General features: G+C 39.3%; 20 protein-coding genes. 7 read left to right on the forward strand and 13 right to left on the reverse strand.

Annotated features, from left to right (window positions below; translation table 11 throughout):
* Positions 1-23 precede the first annotated feature (23 nt).
* The gene (gene mgtE, locus ACXAFV_RS16815) at positions 24-1,382 is read right to left on the reverse strand and encodes a magnesium transporter (protein ID WP_475128173.1); all 1,359 of its coding nucleotides are present in this window, start codon (positions 1,380-1,382) and stop codon (positions 24-26) included.
* A 106-nt stretch (positions 1,383-1,488) separates the two neighbouring features.
* On the opposite strand from mgtE, the gene crcB (ACXAFV_RS16820) reads away from it, so the two are divergent.
* From crcB (ACXAFV_RS16820) to ACXAFV_RS16830, 3 genes are all read left to right on the forward strand, one after another.
* A complete protein-coding gene (gene crcB, locus ACXAFV_RS16820) occupies positions 1,489-1,899 on the forward strand; it encodes a fluoride efflux transporter CrcB (RefSeq protein WP_475128174.1) in 411 nt (136 codons plus the stop codon).
* The gene (crcB, locus tag ACXAFV_RS16825; RefSeq protein ID WP_475128512.1) at positions 1,899-2,264 is read left to right on the forward strand and encodes a fluoride efflux transporter CrcB; all 366 of its coding nucleotides are present in this window, start codon (positions 1,899-1,901) and stop codon (positions 2,262-2,264) included. The genes crcB (ACXAFV_RS16820) and crcB (ACXAFV_RS16825) overlap by 1 nt, the downstream gene beginning before the upstream one ends.
* A gap of 679 nt (positions 2,265-2,943) precedes the next feature.
* The gene (locus ACXAFV_RS16830; RefSeq protein WP_475128175.1) at positions 2,944-3,576 is read left to right on the forward strand and encodes a glycosyltransferase; all 633 of its coding nucleotides are present in this window, start codon (positions 2,944-2,946) and stop codon (positions 3,574-3,576) included.
* An 82-nt stretch (positions 3,577-3,658) separates the two neighbouring features.
* On the opposite strand, the gene ACXAFV_RS16835 is transcribed toward ACXAFV_RS16830, so the two are convergent.
* From ACXAFV_RS16835 to ACXAFV_RS16845, 3 genes are all read right to left on the reverse strand, one after another.
* A complete protein-coding gene (locus ACXAFV_RS16835) occupies positions 3,659-4,231 on the reverse strand; it encodes a sugar O-acetyltransferase (RefSeq protein WP_475128177.1) in 573 nt (190 codons plus the stop codon).
* A gap of 88 nt (positions 4,232-4,319) precedes the next feature.
* Complete coding sequence (locus ACXAFV_RS16840) at positions 4,320-4,505, reverse strand: hypothetical protein (protein ID WP_475128178.1); 186 nt, start codon at positions 4,503-4,505, stop codon at positions 4,320-4,322.
* A gap of 93 nt (positions 4,506-4,598) precedes the next feature.
* The gene (locus ACXAFV_RS16845) at positions 4,599-5,489 is read right to left on the reverse strand and encodes a diacylglycerol/lipid kinase family protein (RefSeq protein WP_475128179.1); all 891 of its coding nucleotides are present in this window, start codon (positions 5,487-5,489) and stop codon (positions 4,599-4,601) included.
* A 197-nt stretch (positions 5,490-5,686) separates the two neighbouring features.
* Here ACXAFV_RS16845 and ACXAFV_RS16850 point away from each other — a divergent pair, with 197 nt between their 5' ends.
* On the forward strand, positions 5,687-5,956 hold the full coding sequence (locus ACXAFV_RS16850) for a hypothetical protein (RefSeq protein WP_475128181.1): 270 nt from the start codon (positions 5,687-5,689) through the stop codon (positions 5,954-5,956).
* A 337-nt stretch (positions 5,957-6,293) separates the two neighbouring features.
* On the opposite strand, the gene ACXAFV_RS16855 is transcribed toward ACXAFV_RS16850, so the two are convergent.
* The gene (locus ACXAFV_RS16855) at positions 6,294-6,944 is read right to left on the reverse strand and encodes an RNA polymerase sigma factor (RefSeq protein ID WP_475128182.1); all 651 of its coding nucleotides are present in this window, start codon (positions 6,942-6,944) and stop codon (positions 6,294-6,296) included.
* Between the two features lie 94 nt (positions 6,945-7,038).
* Between ACXAFV_RS16855 and ACXAFV_RS16860 the strand changes: the two genes are divergently transcribed.
* Positions 7,039-7,455 (forward strand): VOC family protein, encoded by a 417-nt coding sequence (locus ACXAFV_RS16860; RefSeq protein ID WP_475128184.1) that lies wholly within the window; start codon positions 7,039-7,041, stop codon positions 7,453-7,455.
* 60 nt (positions 7,456-7,515) lie between these two features.
* Positions 7,516-7,944 (forward strand): GNAT family N-acetyltransferase, encoded by a 429-nt coding sequence (locus ACXAFV_RS16865; RefSeq protein ID WP_475128186.1) that lies wholly within the window; start codon positions 7,516-7,518, stop codon positions 7,942-7,944.
* A 115-nt stretch (positions 7,945-8,059) separates the two neighbouring features.
* Here the strand turns inward: ACXAFV_RS16865 and ACXAFV_RS16870 are convergent, their stop codons facing one another.
* From ACXAFV_RS16870 to rlmN, 7 genes are all read right to left on the reverse strand, one after another.
* Positions 8,060-8,311, reverse strand: coding sequence for a hypothetical protein (locus ACXAFV_RS16870; RefSeq protein WP_475128187.1), 252 nt, complete (start codon positions 8,309-8,311; stop codon positions 8,060-8,062).
* Positions 8,312-8,330: 19 nt separating this feature from the next.
* Positions 8,331-8,918: a kinase gene (locus tag ACXAFV_RS16875; protein ID WP_475128189.1), complete on the reverse strand. Its 588-nt coding sequence runs from the start codon at positions 8,916-8,918 to the stop codon at positions 8,331-8,333.
* A 91-nt stretch (positions 8,919-9,009) separates the two neighbouring features.
* A complete protein-coding gene (locus ACXAFV_RS16880; RefSeq protein WP_475128513.1) occupies positions 9,010-10,290 on the reverse strand; it encodes an NAD(FAD)-utilizing dehydrogenase in 1,281 nt (426 codons plus the stop codon).
* Positions 10,291-10,566: 276 nt separating this feature from the next.
* Positions 10,567-11,028 (reverse strand): hypothetical protein, encoded by a 462-nt coding sequence (locus ACXAFV_RS16885; protein ID WP_475128191.1) that lies wholly within the window; start codon positions 11,026-11,028, stop codon positions 10,567-10,569.
* 60 nt (positions 11,029-11,088) lie between these two features.
* Positions 11,089-11,775, reverse strand: a complete 687-nt coding sequence (locus ACXAFV_RS16890) for an HAD family hydrolase (protein WP_475128192.1) — start codon at positions 11,773-11,775, stop codon at positions 11,089-11,091.
* Positions 11,776-11,989: 214 nt separating this feature from the next.
* A complete protein-coding gene (locus tag ACXAFV_RS16895; protein WP_475128194.1) occupies positions 11,990-12,466 on the reverse strand; it encodes a DUF2975 domain-containing protein in 477 nt (158 codons plus the stop codon).
* 197 nt (positions 12,467-12,663) lie between these two features.
* Positions 12,664-13,740, reverse strand: coding sequence for a dual-specificity RNA methyltransferase RlmN (rlmN, locus tag ACXAFV_RS16900; RefSeq protein ID WP_475128196.1), 1,077 nt, complete (start codon positions 13,738-13,740; stop codon positions 12,664-12,666).
* Between the two features lie 313 nt (positions 13,741-14,053).
* Between rlmN and ACXAFV_RS16905 the strand changes: the two genes are divergently transcribed.
* The gene (locus ACXAFV_RS16905) at positions 14,054-14,611 is read left to right on the forward strand and encodes a GNAT family N-acetyltransferase (protein WP_475128198.1); all 558 of its coding nucleotides are present in this window, start codon (positions 14,054-14,056) and stop codon (positions 14,609-14,611) included.
* Positions 14,612-14,726: 115 nt separating this feature from the next.
* Here ACXAFV_RS16905 and ACXAFV_RS16910 read toward each other — a convergent pair whose 3' ends face one another.
* On the reverse strand, positions 14,727-15,287 hold the full coding sequence (locus ACXAFV_RS16910) for a GNAT family N-acetyltransferase (protein ID WP_475128199.1): 561 nt from the start codon (positions 15,285-15,287) through the stop codon (positions 14,727-14,729).
* Positions 15,288-15,423: the final 136 nt, after the last annotated feature.

Genomic DNA, 15,423 nt, shown 5'->3' on the forward strand with positions numbered 1-15,423 from the left:
TATTATAACGGGGCGGTTTTAGTTTAGGATAACTTTGTTATGAAGATGCTCGCTATGCCGAAATAAACGAGCAGTGAAAAGATATCGTTGATGGTTGTAATGAGTGGTCCCGAAGCTACTGCAGGATCAATATTAAACTTATAGAGAACGAGTGGGATGATGGTCCCTGCAAGTGTTCCGATTATGAGTGTGATCAATAGTGAGCTTCCTACTACGATGCCGAGTATAAGGCTTCCCTGCCAGATGAAGGCAATGATCGATATCAATACCGCGCAGCTGAGACCGATGATGATACCTACCCATAATTCACGAAATATGAGCCTCACCACCTGCTTGACATTCAAATCTTGTGATACTAATCCCCTTACTACAACTGCAAGGGACTGTGTACCCGTATTTCCTGTCATACCGGCAATCATCGGCATAAAGAATGCGAGAGCTACAGCAGACTGAAGAGTATCTGAAAAACCATCTATGATGCTTCCGGAAACAAGACCGATCAATAACAAGAGGATGAGCCATGGCAATCGTCTGTAAGCTGCTACAAACGGCTTCGTATTGAAATCAATCGATTTTCCGGAAGCAGATAGTTTTTCAATGTCTTCATTTGCCTCTTGGATTACTACATCGATAATATCATCTACCGTAATGACTCCCATTAACTTATCATCTTCTTCAATGACAGGAATCGAAACGAAATCATAGCGGCTGATCAATTTCGCCACTTCCTCCTGGTCGGTATGAACGTCCACTTTGACAACTCTTGTAAACATGATATCTTCAATTTTATCCTGCATTTCCCCAAGTAGCAGGTCTTTATACGAAACAACCCCGACCAGCTTTTTCCCCTCATCTATTACATAGAGGTAATTCAAATATTCAGCAAGCTCGGCAAAATCCTTCAGTTTATCAACAGCTTCTCTTACTGTATAATGCTTCGAAATCCACACAAATCTGTTATTCATGATTCTCCCTGCTGATTCCAGGGGATAGTTCATCATGTGCTGAACCACATCAGATTCTTCCTGTTTCATTTCAGACAAAAGTTCTTCAATCTGCTCTGGTTCAAGATCGGATAATAGTGTGGTCAAATCATCATTTTCCATCAGATCAAGAACTTTAGTCGACTTTTCAATTCCTAATTTCTGCAGGACCTCTAACTGATCCTCTTTTTCCAATTCCTTCATCAGCTCTTTTAGCTGCGCTATGTTCAAATATAGAAGAAATTTATTACGATGTTTTGCAGGCAGGTGCTGATACTGCTGGGCCATGTCATATGGCTGCAGTTCATCCATGATGTCCTGAAAACCCCGTTTCTTACCTTCTTTTAAACTTTGTATAATTTCAAGTGTCAGTTCGTACTCTGAAGGTGAAGCTGCCATTGTTTTCAACTCTCTCTATATGTAATGTCATTGATATAATACCCATTATCACCCATAATGAACATAGTTAAGTGAAAACAATACTACAGAAAAGAGATGCATTATTTTGCAAAATTATTTACTGGTAGGAATAGCTGGTGCCGTCGGTTCTCTTTTAAGGTTTGTCCTGGGGGCCTCGGTTCATTCCCATTGGCAGTCCCCCTTCCCTTTTGGCACACTGCTCGTGAACTTGATTGGCAGCTATATATTGGGATGGATGACCACGTATCTATTTCAATCTAAAAAACTGCATCCTTCCATAAAGACAGCCCTTGGCACGGGTTTAATAGGTTCGTTCACTACATTTTCTACTTTCAGTGTGGAGACCATTGAATTGATACGCCTATCCGAATGGTTTTCTGCATTTCTGTACGTGATAGCTAGCATATCCGGCGGTCTTTTCATGTCTTGGGCTGGCTTCAAGACCGGCAGCCATCAATGGAATCGGAATAATTCAGTCGTGGAGGATGATGTTTGATGCTTATTCAAGGGCTCATGATCGCACTTGGAGGATTTTTCGGGGCAATGTCCCGATATTGGGTCAGTAAATGGTTTGACAGACATACTTTAACCCAATTCCCGTATGCGACGTTAACAGTCAATTTAATCGGTTCATTTTTATTGGGATACACAATTGGTGCCGGGATGAATGGCCCACTATATTCATTCATCGGGATCGGATACCTCGGTGCTTTTACAACCTTCTCTACCTTCAAGCTTGAAAACATCCATATGTTTGCAAAAAAGCGTTTCAAGCTTCTTGCTGTTTATCTATTCGTAAGTTATACAATTGGCCTCATTCTCGCTTTCGCTGGTTTGACAGCAGCTTTAAATGGCCTGTGATGAATCCATGACGACCAATAAAAATAACAAAAGTGCACCTGACTATGCAGGAACACTTTTGCAGTACGAACAATTAAGGAGGTACTCTTGTCTATACGGCGGAAGTATATAGACGAGAAATCTTGTTCATGGGCAAAACCGAATGAAGCTTTCTTTCGCGGTGACTAAAGGATTTTTATAAGCCGTTTTGGAACAACCGCATTCTTTTTTGCCGATTTTCTGTTTCTCTACTTCACTATATGTACAACCCTCCCCCTGTGTGCAGACAAGCAATTATTTTTCTAAAAATAGTCAATCCCCCACCTATCTTCTATTTAGAAACAATACATCCAAAAAATATCTACAGAATAAACTTGTGATACAAAAAAGCAGCCCATACACAGCCATGACTGATAAACCGAGTCCCGGCCATCCTCCAATAAGAAAAATGGATATGGGAATGGATATTATTGCAGCAATCATAAGACTGATTAATATTCTGAAGGGCAAATAGCTTCTCAGTATCCCTTTCAACTGCAGCAAATGTAAGATAATCGATAACATTATTCCACTTCCTATTACGAATATCACAATTGGACTTTCCATGCCCGTTCTCCTTTCAATTGATATTATTTCTAGAATCAACTCTTTTTCTTTAGAGAATACTACATCGTGATTACGAATAAAGGAGAAGATAATAATGAAAAAATTCTTCATTGTTTTTACCGTCATTCTCATGACTCTGACAATGGCAGCCCAACTTCCAAAAACCCAAGCAGTCAATAAGGAATGCGTGAGTCCAAATGCTCTAAAACTTAAAGAAGACATGCGAATCCTTTGGAATGATCATGTTATTTGGACGCACAACTATATTGTCAGTGCTGTTGACGGTCTGGAAGATCAAGAAGAAGTGCTTGAAAGACTGCTTCAAAACCAAAAGGATATCGGAAACGCCATCAAGCCTTTCTATGGAGAAAAAGCTGGAAATCAATTGGCTGATTTATTGACGGAGCATATTGTCATTGCCGGGAAAATCGTTGAATCTGCAAAAGCTGGAAATCAAGCAGAGGTAGAGAAACTGAATAAAGAATGGTATCGAAATGCGGATGACATCACTGCATTCTTAGTTGCAGCAAACCCTAACTGGTCTGAAAAAGAGTTAAAAGACCTATTATATATGCATCTCGATTTCGTTACTAAAGAAGCAGTAGCCCGTATCCAAAAAGATTGGGATCAAAATATAGAATCATTCGATAAAGGCAGGGCACACATTTTTCACTTGGCTGATGCACTTTCTAAAGGAATAATCAAACAATTCCCACAGAAATTCTAGGGAAGGACTAGAAAAACGCTGAGATGACGTTTGATCATTCAGCGTTTTTATTTATACTTATGTATATTCTTCGATTCATCCGTTATTTTGGATCGTTCAAATCAATTTCTTTTAGTACTCTCGCAGGGTTTCCTCCAACGACTACATTTGAAGGTACATCTTTTGTCACGACAGCTCCAGAAGCAACCACCACATTATCTCCAATTGTCACACCTGGATTGATAATTGAACCTCCGCCAATCCATGCATTATCCCCTATGGTAACCGGCTTACCATATTCAGGTCCCTTGATACGTTCATATGGATTGACCGGATGTGTTGCAGTATAAACGTGTACACCGGGTGCGAGCATACAATTTGCTCCAAACTTGACTTTGCACACATCAAGAATCACACAATCAAAATTGGCAAAGAAGTTGTCACCGACATGAATATTATACCCGTAATCACACCTAAAATTAGGTTCCAGATAGACCTTTTCTCCAGTAGAACCGAAGAGTTGCTTTATTAATCCTACTCGTTCATCATATTCTGTTTCAGTTGTTGAATTAAGCTGTCTTACCAACTTTCTTGCATGTTCCCTACCTTTGACTAACATTTCATCCCACGGTTGGTATAACTCGCCGTCGATCATTTTCTGTTTTTCTGATTTCATTTTTTTCATTCCTTTTCAGAAAGTATCCTGACCTTTTTCAATCTTGAATTGGTCCAGCACATCTCCCACATCATGCAAGTAAACCACTTCAGCTTTCCCGATACAATTTGTCTGCCCTTCTCACACTGATCATTAATAAAATTAATGCCACCACTACAGATAACACCCAGTACTGACTATCATTTGCAGCACAAAATATCCCAACAATGCATAACAAAAAAGCTGATATTAAGCCGATCACCGTCTTAGGGTCTTTTAGCACCTTCTTGTTCATGAATACTCCCTCCATCATAAAGATTCCCTTCCTTATATTAACATAAAATCCCAATGATGATAGAAAAAGACCGAGCTCTTCTTAGAAATCAAATTATTTTCTAGGAGGAACCATCACTTCAATATGGTTCGACATTATCCCCAGTTCAATTGGAAGCTTACCGCCTTCCTCTCCATCGACATTCGTTATAAGCTCTTCAGAGGAAGATATTCTGATATCTGTTGCCGTAAAGTATATTACATCCTTATTCTTTTTCAGCTTTCCTGAGATGATGGATGTCAATATTGCAGGCAGTTTCAACACATTTATATCTTGAATGATATAGCAATGGAGCACACCATCGTCGACTTCGGCATCTGGAGCAAGATTCTCAAAGCCGCCGATTGAATTGGTCAAGGCTGCCAGAAATAGTAATGAATCTCCTTCCCACCTATCTCCATCATGCTCGATTGTCAGTGGGTAGGAAGGATTCGCAGCGAGTGTTTTCATTCCTTCAACTATGTAAGCAAGGGGCCCAAGCTTCGTTTTCTCTTCAGGTGAGACATCATATGTAGCTTCTGCTATCGCACCCACTGCAACGATATTGACAAAATAATCTTCATTGAAAGTGCCGATATCGACCTTACGGGTTTGATGATATCGAAGAACGTTGATTGCTTTCTCAGGGTTCAATGGAATATTCAAGGCTCTTGCAAAATCATTCACAGTCCCCATGGGAATGATACCCAGCTTTGGACGATGATGTTCATCTATCAATCCATTAATCGTCTCATGGAGGGTACCATCCCCTCCAAGCGATACGACAAGTTCAAATTCATCCTTGCAGGCAGATTTACAAAAATTAGTTGCATCCAGTTCTTTCTCTGTCTGGCTGACATTCACTTCATATCCTTGTTTATTCAAAATCCCCTCTAATTCGTCAACATAATCGAGTGCCTCTTCCTTACCAGAAGAAGGATTAACGATCAGCATCGCCTTTTTCATACTCTTTCCTCCTATGTATGTTCCTGATATATGTATTAATACCTCCACCTGGACCTCAGGAAACATCTTAAAAAAAAATCATATAAAAAATTTTCATCCCTTTTCGAATCATCATCCGAGCCCAAAAATGTTTATCTCCCCATATTTACGGATATACCTTATACAATTCCTTTTTTAAGATTAGGAGGTCCATCCTTATGAAACCATCAGATGATCAACATCAAAATAATGAGCTTAACCAACACAAGCGGAAAAGCACACAATCCAGGGATCAAGACTACCATGATCTGATTCTATCAACCATCCAGACATGTGAGTCTCTTTCCATCAAGCCGACCATCTCTATGCTGGTTGATTTTTCAGGATTGTCAGAAGAAAAAATACTTGAAATTATGGAGAATTACTATAAGAAAAACTCTTCTACAGAAAAATTAAAAAAACTGAATGACAACAATGGTTCTATCTGAAGCAGACCATTCCTATAAGTATGAAAAGAGTGTGCACCTCATCAGGTATCACACTCTCTTCATGTGAAAACTTACTCCCGCTTGGAATGATTAAGAAGCCATGACACTCCGTACCTATCTTCCACTCAGTCAAATTTATCACTGAAAGCAGAATTTTAAAGCGGCAACAGAATTGTTCCTTCATTAGCTAAATGTTCAAGTACATATATAATTTCCTTTTCAGAATCACAAGTTACAAACTAAGAAATCGCCACTGAGAAAGCATGCCGTAAATCAGTGCTGTTATCAATCGCCATGGATAGTTGTCCATTTTACATAAAGGTGGCTTGTAAGGTCATTAGCTGACGATTTCTAGAACATTGCCGTCTGGATCACACACATGCATGTATTTGGTTCCTGTAACTCTTGTAATAGCATAATTCCGTGATTCCAGAAGACGGCAGATAGCAAATAGTGATGAGGGGTGGCTCATTTTGATCGCTCTTGTTAACTCAGAAATAAGTTTTAAATCAGTTGGTTGATGATGGAATGGCGGTGCATCACTAATTGAATCCCTTAAACGGGATCTTGATCTTGAAAGAGCCGTTTTTACCGATTCATCAGTAACCCTCAGCATGTCTGCGATTTCCTGTGAATGATATCCGAATACGTCTTTCAGTGTGATGAGGATCGCCTGTCGGATCGGCAATTTCATAAGCAGTTCTTCTACAGCACTCTCGCGTGCAATAAAGTCCGGTTCATATCGAATGAGTTCATCCCTGAATGAGATGAAGGACTTTTTCTTCCTTAGTTCATCGATAAAAAGGTTTTTCGCTGTCTTATACAGAAAACTATTAGTGAAGTTCCTTTGTGGTTCAGCTTTTTTGATAGTGTACACTTTAATCAAAGTTTCCTGGACTATATCCTCTGCTGTCCATGTGCAGCCTGTCAGTGTAAGGCAGTAACGATACAGCTGTGACATTGTCTTTTCCATGTTATCGAAAACCACATGATCCCTCCAATTTTTTTTGCAGAATTGTAACTTTTCTGGCGTTATCTACGTTACTAAAGGGAAAGATATCAATTTATTAAGGAGTGTTTGTATGTTCAAAGTCGGAAGTGTATTTATTCCTGTGACAGACTTAAAAAAATCCAAGAAATGGTATGAAGATCTATTAGGTGTAAAACTAATCGATGAATGGGATGGCGGTGCCGGCTTTTACTTTCCAAGCTGCCAGACTCAGCTTGGGTTGGTACAAGTGGAAAAGCCGCAGCCATCGGAGTTCACAATTAAGGGAAACAAGAAAAATTCATATTTTAACTTTCTGGTAGCTGATATCGACGATACTTATACACATTTTAACAGAAACGGGGTAAAAACGTCTGAAATTGATGAGTTTGGTGGAATGAAATTCTTTGATTTCTTCGATCCGGACGGGAATCCATTTAGTGTAGTGAACGAGGTTGAGGGCTCTCCTTTTCACAGGGAAGAAGTTAAAAAATTGCAGGAGAAGTATTAATTCACAGGGGCTGCTCTTAATTGATCAGCCTTCTTATAAACGAAACAAGGGAGAATGATCATGGCAACGATTAGAGAATTGAGTACAGAAGCAGATTGGCTTGATGCTTACCCTGTGATGAAACAGCTCAGGATTCATTTGACTCAACAAGAATTTCTTGAATTAGTAAAGGAAGCCGTCGTCACTGAAGGGTATAAACTTGCAGCTCTTTATGAAGACGAAAAAATCGTTGCAGTCACTGGGTTCATGCCAATGTTTACGTTATATAACGGAAGATTCATTTGGGTATGCGATTTAGTTACTGATTCTAATGAACGTTCAAAAGGTTATGGGCAAAAACTGTTATGCTATGTTGAAGTATGGGCTAAGGATCACGGTTATGAAATCGTGTCCCTCTCCTCCGGTCTGCAGCGGCTGGATGCGCATCGATTCTATGAAAATAAGATGGATTATAAGAAAAGAAGTTTTGTGTTCTTAAAAGAGCTATAACAACTGATTATGTATATTTATCGAGTATGTAGTCTGCACAGTATGGTGAAGATCTTTAATATCAGGTACATCTGTATTTTACGTACCAGAAAATGTCCAGCCTGCCGCATTTCCCTCATGCAGCAGGCTTACTGAATTTAAGTGAACGGATTGTAATATACGCAAATACCATATACATCAAAATCGTTATCATTGCCAATGTTGTAGAGAAATTGAATAGTTTATACAGACTGAATAATCCCCATACTATAATTGTAGTCAGAAACCATTTCCCCTTTACTGGATCATTCTTGTAAATTGATAAAAATATGGCTAATGCCAAAGTCATGCTAATTGCATGCACAATGATTAATAACAACCCCATCATCACAACCACACTCCTTTCTCTATGTTTTGATTACATAATCGGCATTAACTGCAGGCTGCATGTTCTGCATGTAATAATCCTCTGCTTTCCAATACCGTTTTTTGAACTTTTCCAACTGAATTTGTGTTAATTCACTCTCCCTTCTAAACCGAGTCATTCTTTCACAATCTAAATAAATGAGGTAATCAAAATATCCCTTCCACTCTTTTCGTTGAAGAAATACTCCTTCGATCAAAATTATTCCGTTAGAAGGCAATTTAAATTGTTTGGTAACATGAACATCCGATTCATTATTATAATATTGAAGAGTCAACCGGGAAGAGTTTTTAAGTTTAACGAACAAGTTTTTCCTAAGGTTTTCTACATCCCACTGTAAGTAATAGTACTCTTTCCATTCTTCGAACCCCGAATTATATCTTTTACTGCGTCCTTCAATGAAATCGTCCATATGAAGGCATACATAATCGATATGATATTCTTCCAACAGATCCCCCGCGTTTTTCACGTACGTCGTTTTTCCAGACCGGCTTAACCCGTCGATGCCAATCACGGTAAGCTTATCCCTGTGTCTGTGGAAAATCCTTTCTAAAACATCTTTTTCCTTCATTTGTTTTCTCCTTATTCAATAAAGTGGTGACTACAGAGGATGACGTCTATCTAAAAGTTTATATATATTCCCATTTCGGAGGAACATGAGTTTACCTGAGTGCAAGGTGCTTTCCTAAAAAAATGCCGCTTGCAGCTGCCTGGGAAAGCGAATGAGTGACCCCCGAACAGTCACCGATCAAATAAATGCCTGGAATCTCGCTTTCCAGGTATTCATCCGTATGTAACTTGGGTTCATAAAACTTTGCATCCAGCCCATAAATAAGTGTATCTCTATGAATCTCTTCCCCAATTAAGTCTTCCAATGCACTTAAAAAATCGAGTAATGCATCTCCGTAAAGAGCTGGTACCTCACTTCTTGCATTACCGCATTCTGACTCTATGGATGGTTTCACTTCATTGTGGGCAAGTGTTTCTGTCTGTCTACTTCTTATGAAATCATCCAGTCTCTGAACAACAATCCTGTCTCTTCCGCTGTTGATTTTCCCGATGACTTTTTTTGCTTGATGCATCGCGTCTTCGTATGAAGGATAGTTTTGTGGGACGAACAAGGTAAAATTCAAATTTGCACTTGGAGTATCCTTTTCAAGTGCATTTTGACCGTCAGGCATGATCAGCCCGTGCTGGTATTTACGAATGATGCGGCCTCTTGGATTCATACAGTAAGTGGTCGCCTCGTAATGATTGTTATTGATTTTTAATTTTGTCTCGAAAGTGTCTTGGAGGATGGACTGCAGTTGATCACCTTTCATTTCCACACGGTAACCCATATCCAGACGCGTTTCACCTGGACGGACACCGAAAGACTCCATCAAATTTTTAAGCCAGATACTGCCGCTCATTCCAGTTCCAATAACCACTCGACCGGTCTTGAAATTTCCCCGATTCGTTTGAAGCTCGAATCCATCGTCAAGTTTTCTTATTGCTTCCACCTTTGTTTCAAATGTAAAGGATACTCGTTCCTGCATGACTTCATACAGATTTTGAAAGACTTCATACGCTAATCGCGTCCCTAAATGTCTTACCTCTGTTGATAGAACATGCAGCCCATTACTCTTTGCTTTCCCGGAAAGAAATGCGTTCTTTGTGTTATACTTTTCCCTTACACTTCCACCAAACTTACAAAGAATCTCATCCACTTCATTCATCAAAAGAAGTGTTTTCTCTTCACCTATTTTTTTATGGAGGTCTCCTCCAAAATCATTCGTATAATTGAATTTACCTTCTGACTTTCCCAATCCTGCAAATCCTGCATACTTGCTGCATGTCCCTTTGCACGTACATTCTATCCCTTCGTCGAGACCGCACGTCCGCTCCTTTAACTCTTTGCCGATATCTATCATATGTATTCGTGTATCCTTATTCATATTCATTAGCGTGTACGCAAAGAAGATGCTGCTGACGCCTGCACCTATTATTGTGATTTCATGATGTTTGTCTTCCACTGTGACACCTCTTTGTTTTATTCTATTATTTGATAATTCTATTCCGAATGTCGGAATAGTACATATCTTGATTACCTACTTGCACGACTCCATTTAATAAAAAACAAAAAATTCAATCTATTATCCATATTAACATAAGCATACAACATACCAAAGGCCCGTCCCTCCCTTGCATTAAAGAGCTGGAAGGACTGGCCTTTGGATTCACTTACTTGTTGTGAGGATGGTTCCGGTCAATTTGTTCTCATGGAAGCTGAATTCTATTTTGATCCCGTTTTGTTTATCAACATAACCTATAATGTACGATCCGGTGTCGGTTCTTGTATAATGATGGGGACCGTAAGTTTCAATCACCTCTTCCCTGGAATCTCCTTTGCCGATACCTTTGGATGTCCGATGGTTCTCTGTAAAGAAATAACGGAAAACTTCATTATTTTCTAATCCAAATTCAATATGATCGTATATGAGATATTTGGTCTTAGGGTTGGAAATTTCATCAACTTTTTCCGGCTCGCCGAAACTTTTTAATACAGCATCCTCATTTGAAGACATTGTTACTGAATTGATATTCTCACCTGATAAATCGGTACTTTCTAAATTATCGTAGAACTCAATTTCTTCGTTTGAATTCATCTCACATCCTGCAGGAGGTATAAGCATACTCATGATTAACATCCCTACAGCAAACTTGATTTTTTCATGTTCCACCCGCCAATTCAAAGATCATCACTCGCTGGCCGATGAAGCGTTAAAAACCTCACCAACAACAAACAGTTCCTGTAATTCCATTAAATCATCTATGACTATATCAGCATGTTTCAGCTCCTGCTCTTGAGAAAAATTAAAGCGGCATCCGATAGCCATTAATCCATTATCTTTTGCTGCTCTGATATCAGAGAGCCGGTCTCCGACGACAGCCCCCCTTTTTACACCATTGTCTTTACAAATCATATGCACCAAGTCCGATTTATGTAATGATTGAATTTGCTCAATGCTGAATGCAGCATCCACCCAACGGTCAAGTCCGTAATGAGATACGATTGATTCTAAGTAAGCTGGTAGCCCATTACTGGCAATGTACAATCTCAACTGCTGTTGTTTTAAATATGTCAATGCCTCTATCACATGAGGATATAATGCGCCTTTTCCCAGTTGTATGTTAACGATCAGCTTTTCCAAAAAATGTTCATTCACACTTTCCCTCACTTCATCCGAATGGCACGGTAACAAAGTTTCCCATACTTTCGGAAGTGGTACCCCCATAATTTCACGATACTTACTCGCAGGGGTGTTCCCTTCCCATAATCCACTCACTCTCAATCGTTCAAATGCGTCTTCAAGAGATAACTCTAATATTCGATCTGTCTGAAATAGTGTCCCATCCATATCGAAGATGACCGCATCAATCTTCATTTACTTCCCTCACCCTTCTGTTTCACTTCTATATTCGGGGATATCCCGGGCTGGCAATTCAGAGCTTTACTGATTGCTTTCAATGTTGAAAATCTTATTGCCTATCCGACAGCTTCGCCGTTGTGATTCCGACTTTCTCATTCAGTTCGATGACAGTCATCATTCTTTTTGCCAGCATCACATCGTTATAGATTAAAATGGCCATGTCCTCATCTCACACGGTCAAGTCATTTTCAGATTTCAATTCAAGTGCATGACTCAGTAATCCCTGTAATACTGCCGCAAATACTGAAATGGTCACTGATGCAAAGATGATGATAATTCCGATGATGACCACACCTGGGTGCAGCGCCTTCTGTGACAGCAGAAATAATGCACCTATCAAATACAACAGAGTAATGACCCATGCATTCACCTTGATCAGACTTAGGATGTTTACAGCATCTACAGTAAATGCTTCTTTTGATTCAATGAATCCCAATAATTTGAATGACTGATATAGAGCAAGATAATAAGGAATTTCAGTCATGTATAACCCAAAAAGTACCGGCCTCTCCAGATATGCAAACTCAGGATTGGCATACGCCGAAAATGATGCAAGTTTGGGAAGCCCAAACAGACTTATGCATAAAACAACCAACGCGATAATAATGATGGCAGACTTCAAAAAGACAATTGTTGCTTGTTTCATCATGACCCCCTCAACATTTCCATTTTTTACATTATAGCGCTTTGTTTATTGTTTTTCAATAAATAATTATTATAATTCGTGAATTCATTGCAAGGTGTATTCCAGATTTGAATAATTGCGGTGAATAACTTGGAAATATATTTCACTCATAAAAAAACACACGAACTCATCAGAATTCGTGTGTTTTAAAGGAGTTATCAGGATTTTATTTTTTCTTTATCCTTCTTAATCTGCTTACTTCTTAACTGACCGCAAGCTGCATCAATGTCAGTTCCTTGCTCTACCCGGACACCACAGTTGATACCGTGCTCAAGCAGTGTGCCGTAGAATCCTACAATCGCGTCTTTCGTACTGCGCTGATACTGATTGTGTTCATCTACCGGATTATAAGGGATCAAGTTCACGTAGGATAAATGACGTTTGTTTTTCAATAATTTAGCGAGCTGAAGGGCTTCTTCTTTATGATCATTCACATCACGCAGAAGGATATATTCAAAGGTGATGCGTCGATTCGTTTTTTCCAGATAATAATCAATTGCCGGCATCAGTTTTTCCAGTGGATATGCACGGTTGATCTTCATAATCTTCGTACGAAGCTCATTATTCGGTGCATGCAAGGATACAGCCAGGTTTATTTGTATGTTTTCGTCGGCGAATGTATAAATCTTATCCGCCAAACCGCTTGTCGATACCGTAATGTGACGGGCACCGATGGAAAGACCCTTTTGATCGTTTACCACCCTGAAGAAGTCCATCATATTATCATAGTTATCGAAAGGTTCTCCGATTCCCATCACGACGATATGACTTACACGCTCATCCTTGCCCTGTGCATCCAAATGGTGCTGGACATTCATGATTTGTTCGACAATTTCTCCGCTCGATAGATCACGGTTTTTCTTCAGCAATCCGCTTGCACAGAACGTACAGCCGATATTACAGCCGACCTGTGTGGTTACACACACACTCAACCCATAATTGAAACGCATCAATACAGTCTCAATCAGGTTGCCGTCCTCGAGTTTGAACAAGAATTTGATTGTCCCGTCCTTAGATTCCTGTTTGATTTCCTGTTTCAGCGTCTGGATATGAAAATGCTCTTCTAATAACTTAATGCAATCACTATTTACATTCTTCATTTGCGAAAAGTCAGTCACTCTTTTTTTATATAGCCAATCCCACACCTGAGTGGCACGGAACTTCTTCTGCCCGTGCTCAACCAGCCATGAGGTCAATTGTTCTAATGTTAATCCGTATATGGATGTTTTCTCCATTTAAAAACCCTCATTTCGAAACTCTACAAATTTTCTACTTATCTATACTACTTAAAGTGTAGCCATGTTTCAAGGGATTTATTAACTTTACACAATATTGGAATTCCGTATCTTTGTAAAAGAACCTAGCGGCACGTTGATTTCAGTTCCACGCTGCTAATGTAGGCGAAAATTAAAATAGACCAGTGCATTTTCCCTGTCTTTATAAATGATATATACAATTTCATCATAATTATTGATAAAACAAAAAATGGTTATCTGTTTAAGGGCGTTCATGGTATAATTTTCTAAATTTTATAAAGGGGAGAGATCAATGTTTTCTTTCACAGTCAATGAGGATATCTCGATAGAATTATTTCAGCAGCACCATAAAGAGGAGTTATTTGAATTAATAGATACAAATAGGGAGCACTTGCGGAGGTGGCTTCAATGGGTGGATAAACGTCAATCTCCCGCAGATTTTGAACCCATCATCCCAATATGGATCCGTAATTATGCTGATAATAATGGATTTGATGCAGGAATACGTTATAAAGGTCAATTAGTTGGAATGATTGGACTGCATTACATCGATTGGAAAACGAAATCAACCAGTATCGGTTACTTTTTATCCGAGCTTTCACAAGGAAAAGGAATCATAACCACTGTCATTTCAGCTCTATTAGACTACCTTTTTACTGAAATGAAACTAAATCGGGTGGAAATTCAATGCTCTGACAACAATGGAAGAAGTATTGCAATCCCAGAACGCCTGGGCTTTACAAAAGAAGGGGTTACCCGTGATGGTCAGTGGTTATATGATCATTATGAGGACATCGTTACATACAGCATGCTTGCAGTTGAATGGAAGTACGACCCTAACAATCGATGATACAACAAACATCTTAAACCCGCTGCTGAAGCAGCGGGTTTATTCATTCCCTTGATGTTAGCGCTATGCAGCATCTAGCTATCTAATTGCTAGCAACTGATATCAACAGAATATCTTATCTAATCATTCCATAAATACATGTATCTGTTACCCGTTTTCCATCCACTGACAAATCTTCATTTTTCAAAATCCCTTCCAGTTCATATCCAAGCTTTTCAGGAATCATTCTACTTCTTACATTTTCACTTTCACAACGGATCTCGACTCTCTTTCCATTTAAATCTGTCAGTGCAAGTTCTGTGAGTCTGTTTACAGCTTCTCTCATATATCCTTTACCGCTCTTTCTGGAATCGATCCAATAGCCGATTTCGAACTTTGGTACATCCCAATCGATATTATGAAAGCCTGTTGATCCGATGAATTCATTGGTTTCTTTGCAAAACACGAGATACCTGAGAGCTTTGCGGATTATGAAATTCGCATGTGCTTCACGTGTATTTGATTCGGTTTCTTCCACTGAAGGCAAAGTTTGAGCAAAACCCAGCCATGGCTTCAATTCACCATGTGACGCTTTTATCGCTTCATTGACTACTTTGCCGTCGCCCGGCATCGGCATCCTTAATCGCAGCCTCTCTGTTTCTATACTGCTTGGAACATCAATCAATATGTAATTCATCGTAACTCCCCCATCTTCATTCAGTCTTTTTTCTAATAGAATGCATAATTGCTAGTATAATATAATGAATGTCTCCTTGAATTCTTCCATTACTAATATGAATTTCGGCTATGAATAAACGCGGCCTCCCTGAATG

Source organism: Rossellomorea sp. ABR4_012, assembly GCF_056159545.1.